Origin of the sequence: Citrobacter sp. RHBSTW-00986 (genome assembly GCF_013783065.1) — a bacterium.
In the GTDB taxonomy this organism is placed as follows: domain Bacteria; phylum Pseudomonadota; class Gammaproteobacteria; order Enterobacterales; family Enterobacteriaceae; genus Citrobacter; species Citrobacter braakii.
Genome location: NZ_CP056200.1, coordinates 3,054,950 through 3,073,194 on the forward strand (window position 1 = coordinate 3,054,950; position 18,245 = coordinate 3,073,194).

Consider the following 18,245-nt stretch of genomic DNA (forward strand, 5'->3'; position numbering starts at 1 on the left):
ATCTGATTCGGGAGCTTTTGTTGAAATAATATGCTTAAGCCTGGCGGGTTAAAATGCGTAAAGATGGGTAAAACCGCTGTGTCATTCCCCTTGATTTCATTATCCTCCATCATTAATTACATCTGTCATAAGAGAGTGACTCATGGATCGTATTATTAGTTCTTCACGCGATCGTACATCGCTACTCAGCACGCATAAGGTGCTGCGCAATACCTATTTCCTGCTCAGCCTGACGCTGGCGTTTTCGGCGCTCACTGCGACTGCCAGTACCGTACTGATGTTGCCCTCTCCGGGGCTTATCCTGACGCTGGTGGGTATGTATGGTCTGATGTTCCTGACCTATAAAACGGCGGATAAACCGGTTGGTATTCTGTCAGCTTTCGCTTTCACCGGCTTCCTGGGCTACATTCTGGGACCGATCCTGAACACATACCTGTCTGCGGGCATGGGTGATGTTATCGCCATGGCTTTGGGCGGTACGGCGCTGGTCTTCTTCAGCTGCTCAGCCTACGTGCTGACCACGCGGAAAGACATGTCTTTCCTCGGCGGTATGCTGATGGCAGGGATCGTGGTGGTGCTGATTGGTATGGTTGCGAATATCTTCCTGCAGTTGCCGGCTTTACATCTGGCGATCAGCGCGGTGTTTATTCTGATTTCTTCAGGCGCAATCCTGTTTGAAACCAGTAATATCATCCGTGGCGGTGAAACCAACTATATCCGTGCCACCGTCAGCCTGTACGTTTCGCTGTACAACATCTTCGTCAGCCTGCTGAGCATTTTGGGCTTCGCCAGCCGCGATTAAGCAGCATCACTGATACGAAAAAAGAGAATGCCAATGGCATTCTCTTTTTTTATACCTTATTGACCCCGGCAGATATAGGTAGGATAGCGCCGGTCCTGAATAAGCCACACAGCAGGTGAAAGTTCAGAGATCGTCAGGTAGTAGCGTGAGGTCGGATAGGCGAAACTCCCCCATTGGGCATTCGGCGTATTGTCATTGTGGCGAAGCCAGGTTTTGGTGTAGGTCAATACAATGACGTTGTCATCGTCCCGCTGCTCCCACGTAAAGTCTACATCCCTGTCAACGATAAAATTTTGCCCGCCAGCTCTTGCCGCACCTTTATAGGTGGTCAACCCTGTACCGTCCCGATGAAAATAGAACTGAGCAAGGGCATTTACCTTCACTTGCTTTCCCTTCATTGCGCGTAAAGTTAAATTCAGTGCTGCAGGCCAGCACATCGCTTTTTCCCGTCGCGCCGCAATAGTAAAACAGCGCCAGCGCGCCGCCGACCAGGGCTCCGCCCAGTCCAAAAAGAAGCCTTATTTTCATTTTCCAGCCCCGTTTTTATAGCGAATGGTCTTGCACAGACGTGTTTTATTGACCGGGCAGGCCCCGATAAACAGTTCATCAGCAGTTGCAAGCGAAAAACGGGCGCTGAAAAAATAAATAGCATACTCCTCGCGCTCGCAAGCCACGTCATTGGCCTCCAGTCGCTCAGCTAATTTTGATAGCACTAACGGCCGTCCATGATCTTCGATAACCCAGATACTACAACGCGCGATTTTTTCCTGGACCGGCTTTAATTTCGCCGGAACAGTTATCTCCTGCGGGCGGCTAACGTAAAAGATCGCTCCCAACGGCACGGCAATCAATGCCCCTATTCTGAACCACTTTTTCAGGGATACTCGCCGGGGCAGAACGTCTTGTTGCGCTGAGGGGGGTTGCGGATCAACGGCTTGAATTTTCTCTCCAGGCTGAAAAATCACATCAGCATCAAAACGGAAACCATAGCGCGGGACAGTGACGATCAATTCGTGCCCCTCTCCCAGAGACTGGAAGCTTTTACGCAGTTCGCTTACCGCTTTATTGAGATTATTTCCTGATGGCGTAAAGCCAAATTCTTCCCACACGCGAGCGATCAATTCCTCCCGGCTTAAGTCGCGTCCTCGGTGTTTAATGAATTCCTGTAAAAGACGAACGGCTGGCGCCGAAAGTGTTAATACAGACTCGGGTTGTCCAACAAGACTTATTACATGTGCTTCAGGATCAAATAACAACGAATTATTGCATATAAAAAACATCTTTTATTCTCGGCTGTTACCGCATGCTTTTTATTCCCTGGTACGTCGATATGAAAACCGCCCCCTGACCTGCTTATTTTTTCATCAGAAGGAATTTTCCTCCCATCCTTGGCCGCGGTATTTTCGCTTAACTATACAACCTTAAAGACAGAAAAGCAGGATAAAAAACTGTATATAACGAGTTAACTAATACAAATTTTCACAAACCGCTGTTCTGGTTAAAGTTTCCCTGCCCTGAAGCGATACGAAAGCAGACGGTGTCCTGGTGTTAACGCGCCGCCTTTAAACTCAGAGCAGGCAGACTGATTGTGAAACAGAAAAAAAGAGTGAGCATGACAACCGCCTTTTATGTCGCCGCGCTGTCATTGCCATTTTTCTCAGAAATGACAATGGCCAATATGAGCGTGTATCCCATGGAGCTGAATGTAGACAGATCCGGTGCGGCGCAAATTAAGGTGGCTTCAAAAACGGATGATATTCAGTTCATTCGGGTGAGGCAAAAGAAAATTCTTAATCCCGGAACAGCCCAGGAAAAAGAAATTGACGTCGCTTCGTGGAAAGAAGGTGGCGTGGTGGTTACGCCCGAGAAATTTGCTCTGGCTGCAGGCGCGATGCGCGTTGTTCGTCTGGTATCGCTTATACCTCCGAAAAAAGAGACCACCTGGCGTGTCTATTTTGAAGGGGTAAAACAACCTGACAGCATTATTCCGGGCAAGGCAGAAACCTCTGCAGCAATGGCGACATTAGGTGTCAATGTGATCTGGGGCGCACTGGTCCACATTGCTCCAGAAGAAAACGTAATTTCACTGTCGATTGACCCTCGCCGGGGAACGTTAAAAAACAACGGCACATTGCGTGTGCCGCTCAGAGAGATTGGTATTTGTGATGCTGTTTCATCGTGTAAATGGATAAAAGAAGACGCGACGATTTATCCGGACACTGAACGGAAATTAAAAACGCTCACTATGAAACAGGGTCAGAAATATAAGTTCCGCTACTTCAACTGGGTGAATAAAACCGCTGAAGAAGCTGATTTACCCGTCGTGCAATAACACGACGGCACAGTAAAAACCCACGTAGTTTGTTTAAAGAGCCAAGGTGCTCATTTGTAAATATGGAGATATCAATGCGTAACTATATTAAACCTCTGATGATTGTTGCCGCGATGGCCTCGTCCTTTAGCGCGCTGGCGATTCAAAAAGATATTACCGTCAACGCCAGCGTTGACTCACAGTTGGATATGACTCAGGCCGATAACACGCCACTGCCGGCCAGCATCGACATGCAGTACCTGCCAGGTCGTGGGCTGGAAAGCTACCGCCTGAACACCAAGGTGTGGTCTAACTCCGCCACCAGCAATGTCAAAGTGCGCCTCGTTAGCGCAGCTAAGCTCACCAATATGGATGGCGACGAGACTGTACCGATGACGGTGATTCTGGGTGATAAAACACTGTCTACCACCGATGCCGAATTTACCGGAACTGAACTGTTCCCAGGCAGCATTGAAAACGGTTCAGCGGTACTGCCACTGACCATTTCTCAGACAACCAAAGGCATTCTGAAAACCGGTCAGTACAGCGGCGTTGTCAGCCTGATGCTGACGCAGGCGACGACCACGGAAGGCGGTGCGTAACACCACAGTACATAAGGGATAACGTCAGAGGGTGCCCACCCTCTGACGTCAGGATGATGTCGAGGCTTGGTCATGGCGTTTCACAGAAATACTCTCCTCTTAGTTGCTTTATTACCCGCATCCATCCAACTCGCCTGCGCCGAGATGGCCGTCCCGGCAGGTTTCGAAGATCTGGCGAAAACGCAGCGTCTGTGGATAGAGGTTAACCTCTATGGCGAATCGCTTGGCCTTTTTGAAACGGATATCACACTTGAATCGGTAAGTTTTGTCGCACCCGAAACCGTGGTCGCGGCTATCAAACGTCAGTTTAATGACGCTCCTGCCCTCGTTGCCACCGTGTCCGCAGCTCTCGCCGTTCCACTTGCCCGTAACGGCAACCTGGCGTGCAGCAGCAATGGCTCCGCAACGGGATGTGATTACATTGATACCCATCGCGCGGCCATTATCTATGATGAGAATAACGCGCGCATTAGCCTGTTTTTGAACAAGAAATTTCTGCCTAAACAGACCACAGAAAACCAGTGGTATCAGCCTACGCAGGGCACTGAGAATGCGTTGATCCATCAACAGAATATCAATTTTGTTGCCGACAGGGATTACCAGTCAGCCACTGTTCAGGGCAATGGCGCGCTGGCCATGACGCAGGACGGCTACTTTAATCTCGACTGGACCTGGCTGGGGCAGCGTTCAAGGCACCAGCAGCAACAAGAAATAACCGTCAACAATGCCTGGTTTCGCCAGGATATCTGGCGTCAGTACTATATTCAGTTAGGCGAGATGGATACCCGCGATCTGTTCAGTAATGCTGGTGGGAATATCAACCTCAGCCAACTGCCGCTGGGCAAAATTCGCGGCCTGCGCACAGGCTCGACAAGGGCATGGATCAATCCGGTTCAGCAGTCAAAGGGTACCCCCATCACCGTGCTGCTTTCCCATGATGCGCGTATTGACGCCCGCCGGGGCAATCAGCTGCTGGCCAGTTTTTATCTCAATGCCGGGGCTCAGACCCTGGACACGCGATCGTTCCCCGATGGGAGCTATACCGTGACGCTGTCCGTCTATGAAAATAACCGGCTGACACGTACCGAGCAGATACCGTTTACCCGCACCGGTATTACGCCGTTTGACCGCGTCGAGTGGTTCCTGCAGGCGGGCGAAACCGACAATAACAATCAAAACGATGAACGTAGCGCGGTCGCTCAAGCGGGTGTCCGCCTGCCTGTCACTCCAACGCTGGCACTCACCAGTGGCGCAGCGATAAAGAAAAACCAACGTTTTCTGGAAAATGCACTCGACTGGAGTCGTGGTTTCAATGCGGGTCCGATCGATGGCGTACTCTCGACCCGGTTTAGCTACCTTTACGGCAGCGAAGGACAACGCGGCAATATTCAGCAAATCAGCTATAACGACGGTTTTTCACTGAGCTTCTATCGCAACTCGTTATCAGCGGAAAACTGCAATACCCGAAGCGCGGGATATGACGCCGTAAATGGCTGTTACCGAAGCCTGTCGGTGATGTTCTCCGTCCCTGTCGGCACCTGGTACGCCAGCCTGGGATATTCGGATAACCGCAACGAAGGACGGTACGTTTCTCGTCGGGAACTCCCGGACAGTGACGATCGCCACGATGCAGGCTTGCCCTGGGAGTCGGTTTATATGACCCGCTCACGCACGCGGGCCTGGCAGGGTGGCTTGAGCACGGCTTTCAGCACGCGCGGTCTGAACATCAACAGCAGCATTAACCTTTTCATGCGTAACGATGACTCACGCGAAGGCAGGGATAAAGGCGGCTACCTGAGTGTGAGCTTATCAATGGCGCATAACCGTCAGGGCAATGCGACAAGCTATACCTCTCTGGGCGCGACATGGCAGCACCAGCAGCATGAAAAAAACCAGCTGAGCTATAACGTGGCGCACAACTGGTATGCCGACGCACGTGGTGAAAATGAGTATGGACTGAGCGCATCAGGTATTAACAGCGATTCACTCAATACCTCTGCCTACACGCGCCAGGGCGGACGATATGGCAACGGGAGCCTGACAGTCAGCGATGCCTGGGATCGTCAGGATGGGCGCCATACCCTGAGCAGCAGCGGCAATTACAACTCCACGCTTGCGCTGTCGCGCTCTGGTCTGTGGCTGGGCCGCTGGAGCGACGGACGTCCTGCTTCAGCCATCGCGGTTAACGTTGCCACACCGGAAGATTCCCAGGATCCGAGCATTGCCGTGTCGCTGGATAACGGCGGCAGTGCAGACATTCCAGGCAATAGCCGCGCCCTCTTCGCCGTGCCGGGCTATCAGCAGACTACGTTGACGATTAACGAATCGCTGGATGTCTCGCGGGGTGCCAGCAGTGAAATCACACAAGGTTCAGGCAGCAGAACGTTGTTTATGGTGCCAGGCAAACTGCTCCGCCGGGACGTGCAAACCACGGCAAGCTACACCTGGCTCGGCCAGTTAACTGACGAGCAACATTCGCCGTTTATCGGCGGCGTGCCACTGAACGTTAACGGCTGGAGCGACCTTGGCAACGGCGGGTTTAGCGCTCAAAGCGACGCTCTGCTGCATAACCTCTACCTGGTGCGTCAGCAGCAGTTTTATCAGTGCGAGCTGAATGTAAAGACTATGCGCGACGTCGTGCGTTACGTCGGGTCGATCCCTTGCCGGGAATTAACCTTCTCTGCCCTGCCGGATACTGTCCAGCAACAGGCACAGCTGATGCTCGCCGGACGATCGGTACCAACGGGTCCAACTGCCATGAATGCAGACAACATCACAAAAGGGAAATGATGTGAACAAGCACTTAATTATTTTACTTTTTTTAAGCCTGTGGGCGGGCCAGACCCAGGCAGCGGCCCCTGCCGGAAGAAACACCAGCGTCGATATCAGTTTCGATCGCATGGCCCCCCCCCGCGCGCTTTGATATCTGGGTTCATGAACCGAGCGGCTATGATGTCGCCGATCCGCAAAAGTGGGGACGTAATACTCTGACGTGTCTGTCCCGTACCGACTCCGCAGTTGGCGCCTGCATGACCGCCCCGGCCTGGTTCACGGCGAACCCGGGGACACCTTATGCCATCAATTTACGTTTTACGCATGCCCTTACCAGCAAAACGGTGGATCTTAAGGTCTATGGCGACCACTACATGTTTTTCAATAATAAAGTCTTTACCTATCCCAGTTTTATCACGGGAGGGACAGAGATTGTTGCAAACTGGACCAGAGAACCCTACTTCGATTTCTATATCGTGAAAAGCGAACTGGAAAAGCTCGCTCTGCCGGGTATCTGGACCGCAACGCTGAGGCAGAACCTGCGTGAATGGGATAGTGGCAACTGCGGCGGGAACTTCGCTGACCCCAATACCGGATGTCCAGGCTATCGCGCCATTGCTAGCTGGCAGGCCACGATGCGCATTGAGGTTGTCGATCCGGGTAATCAGCAGATTTATCTGCCGGCATTTCCGCACTCAACGCCTGTCGTTAACCTCAACCTGACCAACTTCCCGGGGCGGCCGGGTGGCAGTGAAATTCAGGGTGAAAACACGCTGGATATGTGCCTGTACGACGGCAAAAACAGTACCAGCACCCGCACTTATCTTCGGTTTGAGGACGACGGACTCCCCTCAACGGACCGTGCTGAAGAGGCATTTTCAATCCGGCGACGCGGCGGAAGTCAGACCGATGCGCGGGATCGTCTCGACTATCAGGTTTTCGTCACTAATCCCGTCACGGGCGCAACCGAAACCGTCGCCAACGGTAAAACCCTAGTCTGGCAAGGCACCAACGATCCGCAGCATCTGCGTCAGGTCGTCCTGCCCGGCGGACGTGAGAGCGTACTGTGCGTACCTGCCCCTATTGTTCTGAAAACCCCAGCGTTTGCAGCCAGCAGTAAAAACGCCGGGGATTACACCGGCACGCTACGCATCATCTACACACCCAGTACGTTATAAAGAGGCCGCCGTGAATTACGTCATTCTTGATAATAATCGTTTTTATGCCGAAGGGTTGCGCTACGCCCTTCTGCGCCGTAACGCTCACACTCAAGTTGAGAGCGGCGCGTTACAGTGGCGCCGTTCGCTGTTGGCCTGCGACACCCTCGTTGTGCGTTGCCGCTTTTCCGTCGCGAGGACGCATCTGGCGCTAGTCGACATTCTGCTTCAACTGGAGGCCAGGCGCTGGGAGGGAACGGTTTATCTGGTGTGCAATGAAAAAGGCTGGGCACTGGCCACGCATTTACGAAAGCGTTTTACCACGCTGACCTTACATATCATTGATGACAGAATTGCCGTCGTGGATGCTGCGTATCTGCTTGCTAAAGAGCCCCGTCGGGTACGCAGTCTGAATTGCTGCCTGACTGGCATGGAGTTCAATGTTCTCGACAGGCTGGTTAACGGTCAATCGGTAAAACATGTTGCGCATATGACGCAGATTAGCGAAAAACAGGTTTCGACGTATAAATGCAACGCGCTGAAGAAGCTTAATGCCAACAATCTGCTACAGCTTCTTCTGTAGGTCGAGGTTTCTCACGCCGCCCCTTATTTGCTAAACTAAGGGCGGTTTTTACTTTATCGACAGAGCACTATGTTCATTTTTGCAGGCCATGAAATTGAGACCGATAGCGAAGGCTATCTGAAAGACACCACGCAATGGAGCGAGCCGCTAGCGGAGAAAATCGCCGAAAACGAAGGTATCGTTCTCTCCCCCGAACACTGGGAAGTGGTGCGTTTCGTTCGCGAGTTTTATCTGGAGTTTAATACCTCCCCCGCTATCCGCATGCTGGTAAAAGCGATGGCCAACAAGTTTGGCGAAGAAAAAGGCAACAGCCGTTATCTCTATCGCCTGTTTCCGAAAGGCCCAGCTAAGCAGGCAACTAAAATTGCCGGCCTGCCGAAACCGGTGAAATGTATTTAATAGCGGATACTAAATCCCTTTAGCTCGTCGCCAGGGCGGTGCGGTTCGCTGAGAACCCGATCAACCCTGGCGCTGCGCGGTCCCCCGGCTTTCAACCACTTCATCAGTTGTTCCACCCGCTCGCTTTCACCACAGGCGACAACTTCTACGCTGCCGTCATCCATATTCTTCGCATAGCCGGTCAACCCCAGCCGTTGCGCTTCATGCTGGGTGGTGTAGCGAAATCCTACCCCCTGAACCCGGCCATAGACCCAGGCGATGATGCAGACTTTCGACATTGCGGTTCTCCTTATCAACATAAATGAAAGAACAGGTACCGATGGACAGATGACCGGCAATCTCCTGAGCTGTCCATAGATTAGCAGGGGATAACTGAATAAGTTGTCGCACCTGTTCAGTGAGATTAAACCGTCGCTCGATAAGCAGAGGTCCCGCCATACCATCATGCAGTAGCGCCAGACGCTGATGATTGACCTCACCATCTGTGCTACTCTACGCGCCATTTTATTTTAATGGTTTCAGGTTGGTACTTTCATCCAACCCGCGTCACTGTTTGTGAGAGGTTGCTCCGCATGACTGAATCTACAATTCCACATTATCCTCGTTTAGTGTTAGCCAAGGGGCGCGAAAAATCATTACTTCGCCGCCATCCATGGGTATTTTCCGGTGCTGTCGCACGTATGGAAGGTAAAGCCAACCTCGGTGAAACCGTTGATATTGTTGACCACCAGGGGAAATGGTTAGCGCGCGGTGCGTTTTCTCCGGCGTCGCAGATCCGTGCGCGCGTCTGGACCTTCGATAAGTCTGAATCCATCGACATTGATTTCTTTACCCGTCGTCTGCAGAAGGCGCTGACATGGCGTGACTGGCTGGCGAAAAAGGACGGTCTAGACAGCTACCGTCTGATCGCCGGAGAATCCGACGGCCTGCCAGGTGTCACTATTGACCGCTTCGGCAACTTCCTGGTATTACAGTTGCTCAGCGCGGGTGCTGAATACCAACGCGCCGCGCTGATTAGTGCTCTGCAAATTGTTTTCCCGGACTGCGCTATTTATGACCGTAGCGATGTGGCCGTGCGTAAAAAAGAAGGTATGGCGCTGACCCAAGGGCCCGTCACGGGCGAACTGCCGCCTGCTCTGCTGCCTATCGAAGAGCACGGGATGAAGCTGCTGGTTGATATTCAGCACGGTCACAAAACCGGCTATTACCTCGATCAACGCGATAGCCGCCTGGCGACGCGTCGTTATGTGGAAAACCAGCGTGTCCTGAACTGTTTCTCCTATACCGGCGGCTTTGCGGTCTCAGCATTAATGGGCGGATGCCGTCAGGTGGTCAGCGTCGACACCTCTCAGGAAGCACTCGATATTGCCCGCCAGAACGTGGAACTGAACAAGCTGGATCTGAGTAAAGCCGAGTTCGTGCGTGATGACGTGTTCAAACTGCTGCGCGCCTATCGCGATCGCGGTGAGAAATTTGATGTCATCGTGATGGATCCGCCGAAATTTGTCGAAAACAAAAGCCAGTTGATGGGCGCCTGCCGCGGTTATAAGGACATCAATATGCTGGCTATTCAGTTGCTGAACCCAGGCGGCGTACTGCTGACATTTTCCTGCTCCGGGCTGATGACGACCGATTTATTTCAGAAAATCATCGCTGATGCCGCAATAGATGCTGGTCGTGATGTACAATTTATAGAGCAGTTCCGTCAGGCCGCCGATCATCCGGTGATCGCTACCTACCCGGAAGGGCTGTATCTGAAAGGGTTTGCCTGTCGCATCATGTAACTTGAAAAGTGGAATATTACCCTTACATAGAGGGTATCTATTTCCCGGGAGGTGACTATGATTGCCAGCAAATTCGGTATCGGCCAGCAGGTCCGCCATTCCCTGTTAGGTTACCTCGGAGTGGTCGTGGATATCGACCCGGAATATTCGCTTGATGAGCCGTCAGCCGATGAGTTGGCGGTTAACAGCGAACTTCGCGCCGCTCCCTGGTATCACGTGGTGATGGAAGACGATAATGGTCTGCCAGTGCATACGTATCTGGCCGAAGCGCAACTGAGTAGCGAGCTACAGGAAGAACATCCGGAGCAACCGTCAATGGATGAACTGGCGCGCACAATCCGTAAACAGCTTCAGGCTCCGCGCCTGCGTAATTGATACTAACACAGGCCCGATGGCGCTTCGCTTATCGGGCCTGTGCGTTTCATCCGGCGACAGTCAAACTTTACTTCGCCAGTCCCAGTCGCGGGATCTCAATCGCCGGGCAACGATCCATCACCACCGTCAGCCCCGCATCACGCGCCAGCACGGCCGCCTGCTCGTTAATTACGCCAAGCTGCATCCATAGCGTCTTCGCGCCAATGGCGATAGCCTCCTGAGCGACGCCCCACGCCGCTTCAGAATTACGGAAGACATCGACCATATCCACTTTCTCTGGCACATCCGCCAGCGTTGCATAGCCCTGCTGCCCCAGCAGCATTTTCCCGGCAACCTTCGGTGAAACGGGAATAACGTGATAGCCCTGATCGAGTAAATACTTCATCACGCGATAGCTTGGGCGATCGGGTTTATCGCTTGCGCCAACCAGTGCAATCGTGCGGGTAGATGTCAAAATGCCAGCAATATCGGTCTCTTTCATCGTTTTCCTCCAGGCTGTTTAACAAAGTGTACGACAAACCTGCCCCCGCAACCATTCATCCCATACTGGCGTATGAGAGCTAAACTCAAAAATATGTCTATATGTTAGTAAACGTGATTATCGAAAAATTTAGATACATGTTTGCAGCTATTTTCTGGACAGGAGAAACCTATGAAAGCCGGCATTGTGACAGCCTTAATTGCCCTGTGTTTGCCGGTAACCGTTTTTGCTACCTCATTACGCCTGTCTAATGATATTGACCTTTTGGTGCTGGACGGAAAAAAAGTTTCCAGCTCATTACTGCGTGGCGCCGACAGTATCGAGCTGGAAAATGGTCGCCACCAGCTCGTATTTCGCGTAGAAAAAACCATTCGCTTGTCCAGCCACGAAGAACGTCTGTATATTTCGCCTCCGCTGGTCATCAGCTTTGATACCCAACTCGTCAGCCAGGTTAATTTTCACCTCCCGCGTCTGAACAATGAGCGGGATACAGCGCATTTTGATGACGCTCCACGCGTGGAATTGCTGGATGGGGACTCCATGCCTATCCCCGTCAAGCTGGATATTTTGTCAATCACATCCACAGCGAAAATCGTGAATTATGAAATGGAAACTGAACGCTATAACAAAGCGGCTAAACATGCGTCATTACCGCAGTTTGCTACGATGATGGCCGATGACAGCTCGCTGCTTTCCGGGGTATCTGAACTGGATCGCGTGCCGCCTCAGTCGCAAACGCTGACCGAACAGCGCTTAAAATATTGGTACCAGCAGGCCGACGCACAAACGCGAAGTAACTTTTTGCAATGGGCTCAGAAACAGCCTCCTTCATGACATTTATGTTCGCATACGCATTTTTTTTGTCTTTCTCTTGCAGCGTCAAGAGCTTCCAGTACTCTGTAACCAGGTTAACTTGGGAGCTGTACTATGGAATTAACAACTCGCACATTGCCAGCGCGTAAACATATTGCGCTGGTTGCACACGATCACTGTAAAAAGATGTTGATGAGCTGGGTGGAACGCCACCAGCCGTTGCTGGAAAAGCACGTTCTGTACGCCACAGGAACAACGGGAAACTTAATCCAACGCGCAACGGGAATGGACGTCAACGCCATGCTGAGCGGTCCGATGGGGGGCGACCAGCAGGTGGGCGCGCTGATTTCAGAAGGGAAAATTGATGTGCTGATTTTCTTCTGGGATCCGCTGAACGCCGTACCTCACGATCCTGATGTCAAAGCCCTGCTGCGTCTGGCGACGGTATGGAACATTCCGGTTGCCACCAACGTGTCGACCGCCGATTTTATTATCCAGTCGCCAAACTTCAACGATGCAACGGACATCTTGATCCCAGATTACGCCCGCTATCTGGCAGAGCGCCTCAAATAAACGCCGGGCAGGCGGCAATTGCCGCCTGCTATTCAGGGTTTTCTTGCTACCGGAACATCCAGTTGTTTAAGCTCATCAACAAAGCACGACGGTGTTTCTTTATTAAACAGCAGCCATACCCGATGCCGTGCCCGCGTTAGCGCCACATACAGCAAGCGTCTCTCTTCAGCATCCGGGAAATCCTCCACCGCCGGAAGCAACGCCTCTTCCATAATCGACTCGCGGGCCGGGGCGGGAAAACCGTCATTCCCATCATGAAGCCCCACAACAATGACGTAATCTGCCTGCTGTCCCTTACTGGCATGGATAGTCATGAAATCCAGCTGTAGCTTAGGCCAACGGGTAGCTGCTTTCTCCAGACTGGCAGGTTTCAGATGATGGTATCGCGCCAGCACCAGAATTCTCTCTTCTGCCTTCACAAATCCCGACAGCTTATCCAGTAGCAGATCCAGTTGGCTTTCATCGAGCAACGTGACGGCTTTTTTATCGCCTGCCATCAAACTGTTGAGCGGTTTCGTAAGCTGATGAGGGTTTTGCTGGATAAACTGGTTTGCGACTTCACCAATGCGGCTATTAAAACGGTAAGTCGTATCCAGATTACAACGGTCGCCCTCGCCGAAGTTTTGCTGGAATGCGGTGGTCAACGAAAGCTGTGCTCCGCTGAACCGGTAAATTGCCTGCCAGTCATCCCCTACGGCGAACAGCGTAGTGTGTGAGTTTTGCTTGCGCAGTGCGGCTAACAGGGCGGCTCGCTGAGGAGAAATGTCCTGAAATTCGTCGACCAGAATGTGTTTCCACGGACTGATATACCGGCCTTTTTCCAGAATGACAATGGCCTGATGAATCAACCCGGAAAAATCGACGGCATTCTCATCCTTCAGGGCGCCCTTCCAGGCTTTGAGCAGGGGAGACATTAGCTTAATGCGTTTACTGAACAGATCGCGAATCTCCTCCGGAGCATTGGCGATCATCTCCGCCTGCGCTCCGCCATGCATACGCATCAGGCTAACCCAACGATCCAGCCGGGAAGCCAGCCGGCGCTGTAATTTTTCGTCATCCCAGAAGTTACCTTCGGGTACAGACCACTGCATCTCTTCTTCTAACCATTGCCGCCAGCCTTTGGCCTGTGCCTTTTTCTCACTGCACTGTTGACGCCAGGTCGTGATAAAAAGTTTGCTACGCGCAGCAACATCATTTTCCAGCTTGCTAACCGTCGGGACTTTTTTGCTCCCCTGCGAAATAATGTGCAACGCCAGTGAATGAAACGTCCTCGCGGTGATCTCTTCCGTATGCAGACGTTCACGGATGCGATCGTCCATCTCCTGGGCCGCTTTGCGTCCAAACGCCAGCAGCAGGATTTGTTCGGCCGCCGCTTCCCCTCGCGCAAGTAGCCAGCCCGCACGGGCGACCAATACGGATGTTTTGCCGCTTCCGGCCCCCGCAAGAACCAGTAATGATTGTTCGCCGTTCACCACCGCCCGCGCCTGGGCCGGATTCAGCGGCGAGGACTCAATTTGCTGGAAAAAATCGGCATGTTCTTCCAGCATGGCATCGGTATACGCCTGGTTGTGCTGCAAGCGACAAGCTTCAATGTCCTTCAACCATGCCTGGCATTGACGTAACGCCTCACGGCAATTTTCAAATTCTTCCAGCCGGTTAATCGGGAGCGGCAATGCGGCAAAGGCGCGGCGGATCTGCTGCTGTAGCCCTGACGTCTGTTCGCGCGTCAGCCATTTATTCTCACTGGTGCGGGTGGCGATCGCCTCCAACTGCTGCTGTAAAACTCCCGCAGCGACGTCGCTCATTTCCTGACTCCACTGCTGCCAGAGCGAATTCAAATGGTGATGGAAGCGCTGGGTTTCAGCCCATTCTGTGCCGTGAAGACGAACTACCTTATCATCCGGGAGCACAAACTCCAGCTCACCCCATACCAGGCCGCGTTTACAATGAATAGCCAGTAACTGATTGAAGGGAATAAGATACTCGTGACGATCGCCGGAAACCTTAATCCCGGCATTGAGAATAACGGCCCGATCGTAAGGGTGTTGTGCCAGACGTTTTCCAAGAGAAGTTGCTTTCAGTTCCATAAGACTCAAGCGGATCCACACGAAGAGGTTTGCTTATCAGTGTAACCGCCAGAGAAAACGTGCTCCAGCCCAAAAAAACGTTACAATTGCCGAATTCACAGAAAACCAGAGTTAACCGAGGGTTTATGCGTACTGTTCTGAATATTTTAAATTTTGTGCTCGGGGGATTCGCCACCACCTTAGCCTGGTTACTGGCTACGCTGGTCAGTATTGTGCTGATTTTTACTCTCCCCCTGACCCGCTCATGCTGGGAAATTACCCGACTCTCGCTGTTTCCCTACGGTAACGAAGCGATTCATGTCGATGAGCTTAATCCAGCGGGCAAAAACGTCCTGTTGAATACCGGAGGCACCGTGCTCAATATTTTCTGGCTGATTTTCTTCGGCTGGTGGTTGTGCCTGATGCACATTGTCTCCGGTATTGCCCAGTGCATTACGATTATTGGTATCCCGGTTGGCATTGCGAATTTCAAAATCGCGGCGATTGCACTGTGGCCGGTGGGTCGCCGGGTAGTGTCAGTTGAAGTTGCTCGCGCAGCGCGTGAAGCCAACGCGCGTCGTCGCTTCGAATAATCAGGACCGATGGCCTTTATGTTAAGTCCTCTGCTCAAACGCTATACCTGGAACAGCACCTGGCTGTACTACGTGCGGATTTTTATCGCGCTTTGCGGCACAACAGCGCTGCCCTGGTGGCTGGGTGACGTTAAGCTGACCATCCCGCTCACGCTGGGTATGGTCGCAGCCGCGCTTACTGACCTGGACGATCGTCTTGCAGGTCGCCTGCGCAATTTGATCATCACGCTGGTGTGCTTTTTCATTGCCTCGGCCTCGGTCGAACTGCTCTTCCCATGGCCATGGCTGTTTGCCCTTGGGTTAACGCTTTCCACCAGCGGCTTTATACTGCTGGGGGGATTAGGGCAGCGCTATGCAACCATCGCCTTTGGCGCGTTGCTGATCGCCATTTACACGATGCTCGGCACCTCGCTTTACGATCAGTGGTATCAGCAACCGATCCTGCTGCTCGCGGGCGCCATTTGGTACAACCTGTTAACCCTGACCGGACATCTTCTGTTCCCTATTCGCCCGTTGCAGGACAATCTGGCGCGTAGCTATGAACAGTTAGCGCACTATCTGGAACTGAAATCGCGTCTTTTTGATCCCGACATAGAAGATGAAAGCCAGGCGCCGTTGTATGATCTAGCTCTTGCGAATGGGCAACTGATGGCGACTCTAAACCAGACAAAGGTGTCACTGCTGACCCGCCTGCGCGGCGACCGCGGACAGCGAGGAACACGTCGCACGCTACATTACTATTTTGTGGCGCAGGATATTCACGAACGCGCAAGCTCCTCGCATATTCAATATCAAACGCTGCGCGACCATTTCCGCCACAGCGACGTGATGTTCCGCTTCCAGCGCCTGATGTCGATGCAAGGGCAAGCGTGTTCGCAACTGTCTCGCTGTATTTTATTACGCACGCCTTATCAGCACGATCCGCACTTTGAGCGCGTCTTCACCCATATTGATGCTGCACTTGAGCGCATGCGCGCGAGTGGTGAGCCTGCCGATCTGCTCAACACGTTAGGATTTTTGCTGTCAAACCTGCGGGCCATTGATGCCCAGTTGGCTACCATTGAGTCCGAACAGGCTCAGGTACTTTCGCGCAATGAGTCTGAAAATCAGCTTGCCGATGACAGCCCGCATGGGTTCAGTGATATCTGGTTGCGTCTGAGCCGTAATTTCACGCCTGAGTCCGCCCTGTTTCGTCATGCTGTTCGCATGTCGCTGGTGCTCTGCGTCGGCTATGCCATTATCCAGATAACCGGAATGAACCACGGGTACTGGATCCTGTTGACCAGTCTGTTTGTCTGCCAGCCAAACTACAACGCCACCCGACATCGTCTGGCACTAAGGATAATCGGCACATTAGTCGGGATCGCCATTGGGTTACCGATCCTGTGGTTTGTACCTTCTCTCGAAGGGCAATTGATCCTTCTGGTGATCACCGGCGTGTTGTTTTTTGCCTTTCGTAACGTCCAGTACGCGCATGCCACCATGTTTATCACGCTGCTGGTGCTGCTGTGCTTTAACCTGCTCGGTGAAGGTTTTGAAGTTGCACTTCCGCGCGTCATCGATACGTTGATCGGCTGTGCCATCGCCTGGGCTGCTGTCAGCTTTATCTGGCCAGACTGGCGTTTTCGGAATCTGCCGCGAGTGATTGAACGGGCCACTGACGCTAACTGTCGTTATCTTGATGCTATTCTCGAACAATATCATCAGGGGCGTGATAATCGTCTGGCATACCGTATCGCCCGCCGTGACGCGCACAATCGTGATGCGGAACTTGCTTCGGTGGTGTCGAACATGTCGAGTGAACCGGATGTCACGGCCCAAACACGCGAAACGGCGTTCCGCTTGCTGTGTCTTAACCATACGTTTACCAGCTATATTTCCGCCCTCGGCGCACATCGCGAGCAGTTAACCAATCCTGACGTCCTGGCATTGCTGGATGATGCCGTCTGCTATGTAGATGATGCGCTTCACCATCAACCTGCTGATGAGCAGCGCGTATACCAGGCACTGGAAGATCTGAAGCAGCGAATTCAGCATCTCGAGCCACGTCCGGACAGTAAAGAGCCGCTGGTCGTACAGCAAGTTGGGTTACTGATTGCCCTGCTCCCAGAGATTCGGCGATTACAGCAACAAATTGCTGTGCTGCCATCTAATACCCCGGTTCCGGCGTAAGAGAACTCACCCACTCCACCAGCTCCTGGCGACACGTCGCCGGGAGCGCGGCTTCATGCACCCCGTCAACCGCTCCTTCAAGGGCATAGAGTATTTTTACCGTTAAGGCAGGGTTATTTTGCCGAAGTTTCAACCAGCACATCTGAGCTCCCAGCGATCGCAATGTCCCCTCATCCTTAATTCCTGCTTCATTTAGCAAGGTCTCCAGATGAAACGTCATATTCGGTAATTCCCGCAGGCGATGTTGTGCAAAGCGACTCTGTTTTTCCTTAACGGCTGCATCGAGTGAAAATTGTGATAGCGACACTAACTGCTGCTGGTTCTGCCACAGGGTATCGTTCACCTGGTAATAATTGAGTACAACCGGACGCCCGCGCTTGATAAATGTTAGCCAGACAGGAGAATTTTTTACACAGTACTGGGCGCTCTGCTCACAGGCGCGAAGATATAACTCACCGCTGGCAACCATGGCAAAGACCGTATCACCAACCGTCAGACTATAGCTGCCAAACAGTGAGCGGTAGTGAATTGTTCCCAGAGAAGCCAGATATTCTTGTGATTTATAGATTCTTGCATAAGACTTTTCTTTCATAAAAATCCTTTTAAATCATAACGTAAGCAAATAATTTGCAGTAGCAGATCCGTTAATGACGAAAATAGGCAACTTATGCGTATGGGGCAAGATGAATTTTATTTTTCCCGTGATGATGACTAAAAATTGCGAACCTGTTTCCGAAAATTAGGTTGATCTTTATTGATGGC

18 protein-coding genes and 2 pseudogenes are annotated in these 18,245 nt (G+C 52.3%); 13 read left to right on the forward strand and 7 right to left on the reverse strand.

The window, feature by feature from the left end; translation table 11 throughout:
- The first annotated feature begins 142 nt into the window (after positions 1 to 142).
- Complete coding sequence (yccA, locus tag HV345_RS14990; protein ID WP_016152501.1) at positions 143 to 802, forward strand: FtsH protease modulator YccA; 660 nt, start codon at positions 143 to 145, stop codon at positions 800 to 802.
- A 56-nt stretch (positions 803 to 858) separates the two neighbouring features.
- Here yccA and HV345_RS14995 read toward each other — a convergent pair whose 3' ends face one another.
- On the reverse strand, positions 859 to 1,185 hold the full coding sequence (locus HV345_RS14995; RefSeq protein WP_255467561.1) for a hypothetical protein: 327 nt from the start codon (positions 1,183 to 1,185) through the stop codon (positions 859 to 861).
- A gap of 141 nt (positions 1,186 to 1,326) precedes the next feature.
- The gene (locus HV345_RS15000; RefSeq protein ID WP_181635753.1) at positions 1,327 to 2,082 is read right to left on the reverse strand and encodes a winged helix-turn-helix domain-containing protein; all 756 of its coding nucleotides are present in this window, start codon (positions 2,080 to 2,082) and stop codon (positions 1,327 to 1,329) included.
- A gap of 308 nt (positions 2,083 to 2,390) precedes the next feature.
- Between HV345_RS15000 and HV345_RS15005 the strand changes: the two genes are divergently transcribed.
- The 6 genes and pseudogenes from HV345_RS15005 (at position 2,391) to tusE (ending at position 8,626) form a co-directional block, all read left to right on the forward strand.
- Entirely contained in the window at positions 2,391 to 3,134 is a 744-nt protein-coding gene (locus HV345_RS15005; protein WP_165500000.1) for a fimbrial protein, read from the forward strand.
- A 74-nt stretch (positions 3,135 to 3,208) separates the two neighbouring features.
- Entirely contained in the window at positions 3,209 to 3,715 is a 507-nt protein-coding gene (locus HV345_RS15010; RefSeq protein ID WP_016152497.1) for a CS1 type fimbrial major subunit, read from the forward strand.
- Positions 3,716 to 3,787: 72 nt separating this feature from the next.
- The gene (locus HV345_RS15015; RefSeq protein WP_181635754.1) at positions 3,788 to 6,505 is read left to right on the forward strand and encodes a TcfC E-set like domain-containing protein; all 2,718 of its coding nucleotides are present in this window, start codon (positions 3,788 to 3,790) and stop codon (positions 6,503 to 6,505) included.
- A gap of 1 nt (position 6,506) precedes the next feature.
- Positions 6,507 to 7,665, forward strand: a pseudogene (locus HV345_RS15020) (CfaE/CblD family pilus tip adhesin).
- Positions 7,666 to 7,675: 10 nt separating this feature from the next.
- On the forward strand, positions 7,676 to 8,227 hold the full coding sequence (locus tag HV345_RS15025) for a LuxR C-terminal-related transcriptional regulator (RefSeq protein WP_181626261.1): 552 nt from the start codon (positions 7,676 to 7,678) through the stop codon (positions 8,225 to 8,227).
- A gap of 69 nt (positions 8,228 to 8,296) precedes the next feature.
- Positions 8,297 to 8,626, forward strand: coding sequence for a sulfurtransferase TusE (tusE, locus tag HV345_RS15030; RefSeq protein WP_016152493.1), 330 nt, complete (start codon positions 8,297 to 8,299; stop codon positions 8,624 to 8,626).
- On the opposite strand, the gene yccX is transcribed toward tusE, so the two are convergent.
- Together yccX and HV345_RS26470 are read right to left on the reverse strand one after the other, a co-directional pair.
- Positions 8,623 to 8,904 (reverse strand): acylphosphatase, encoded by a 282-nt coding sequence (gene yccX, locus HV345_RS15035; protein WP_016152492.1) that lies wholly within the window; start codon positions 8,902 to 8,904, stop codon positions 8,623 to 8,625. The genes tusE and yccX overlap by 4 nt on opposite strands.
- A gap of 34 nt (positions 8,905 to 8,938) precedes the next feature.
- Positions 8,939 to 9,085 (reverse strand): annotated as a pseudogene (locus HV345_RS26470) (AraC family transcriptional regulator); the annotation flags it as partial.
- 113 nt (positions 9,086 to 9,198) lie between these two features.
- On the opposite strand from HV345_RS26470, the gene rlmI reads away from it, so the two are divergent.
- Both rlmI and hspQ read left to right on the forward strand, forming a co-directional pair.
- Positions 9,199 to 10,410 (forward strand): 23S rRNA (cytosine(1962)-C(5))-methyltransferase RlmI, encoded by a 1,212-nt coding sequence (gene rlmI / locus HV345_RS15040; protein WP_181635755.1) that lies wholly within the window; start codon positions 9,199 to 9,201, stop codon positions 10,408 to 10,410.
- Positions 10,411 to 10,467: 57 nt separating this feature from the next.
- A complete protein-coding gene (gene hspQ, locus HV345_RS15045) occupies positions 10,468 to 10,785 on the forward strand; it encodes a heat shock protein HspQ (protein ID WP_016152490.1) in 318 nt (105 codons plus the stop codon).
- A 67-nt stretch (positions 10,786 to 10,852) separates the two neighbouring features.
- Here hspQ and HV345_RS15050 read toward each other — a convergent pair whose 3' ends face one another.
- Positions 10,853 to 11,266 carry a CoA-binding protein gene (locus tag HV345_RS15050; RefSeq protein ID WP_016152489.1) on the reverse strand — a complete coding sequence of 138 codons (414 nt, stop codon included), beginning with the start codon at positions 11,264 to 11,266 and terminating at the stop codon, positions 10,853 to 10,855.
- Positions 11,267 to 11,437: 171 nt separating this feature from the next.
- Here HV345_RS15050 and HV345_RS15055 point away from each other — a divergent pair, with 171 nt between their 5' ends.
- Positions 11,438 to 12,100: a DUF2057 family protein gene (locus HV345_RS15055; RefSeq protein WP_016152488.1), complete on the forward strand. Its 663-nt coding sequence runs from the start codon at positions 11,438 to 11,440 to the stop codon at positions 12,098 to 12,100.
- A gap of 93 nt (positions 12,101 to 12,193) precedes the next feature.
- On the forward strand, positions 12,194 to 12,652 hold the full coding sequence (gene mgsA / locus HV345_RS15060; RefSeq protein ID WP_016152487.1) for a methylglyoxal synthase: 459 nt from the start codon (positions 12,194 to 12,196) through the stop codon (positions 12,650 to 12,652).
- A 32-nt stretch (positions 12,653 to 12,684) separates the two neighbouring features.
- Here the strand turns inward: mgsA and helD are convergent, their stop codons facing one another.
- Positions 12,685 to 14,739, reverse strand: a complete 2,055-nt coding sequence (gene helD / locus HV345_RS15065) for a DNA helicase IV (protein ID WP_181635756.1) — start codon at positions 14,737 to 14,739, stop codon at positions 12,685 to 12,687.
- Positions 14,740 to 14,864: 125 nt separating this feature from the next.
- On the opposite strand from helD, the gene HV345_RS15070 reads away from it, so the two are divergent.
- Together HV345_RS15070 and yccS are read left to right on the forward strand one after the other, a co-directional pair.
- Positions 14,865 to 15,311, forward strand: a complete 447-nt coding sequence (locus HV345_RS15070) for a YccF domain-containing protein (RefSeq protein WP_016152485.1) — start codon at positions 14,865 to 14,867, stop codon at positions 15,309 to 15,311.
- A gap of 18 nt (positions 15,312 to 15,329) precedes the next feature.
- A complete protein-coding gene (yccS, locus tag HV345_RS15075; RefSeq protein WP_016152484.1) occupies positions 15,330 to 17,483 on the forward strand; it encodes a YccS family putative transporter in 2,154 nt (717 codons plus the stop codon).
- Here the strand turns inward: yccS and HV345_RS15080 are convergent.
- Positions 17,461 to 18,075, reverse strand: a complete 615-nt coding sequence (locus HV345_RS15080; protein WP_181635757.1) for a TfoX/Sxy family DNA transformation protein — start codon at positions 18,073 to 18,075, stop codon at positions 17,461 to 17,463. The genes yccS and HV345_RS15080 overlap by 23 nt on opposite strands.
- Between the last annotated feature and the right edge of the window lie 170 nt (positions 18,076 to 18,245).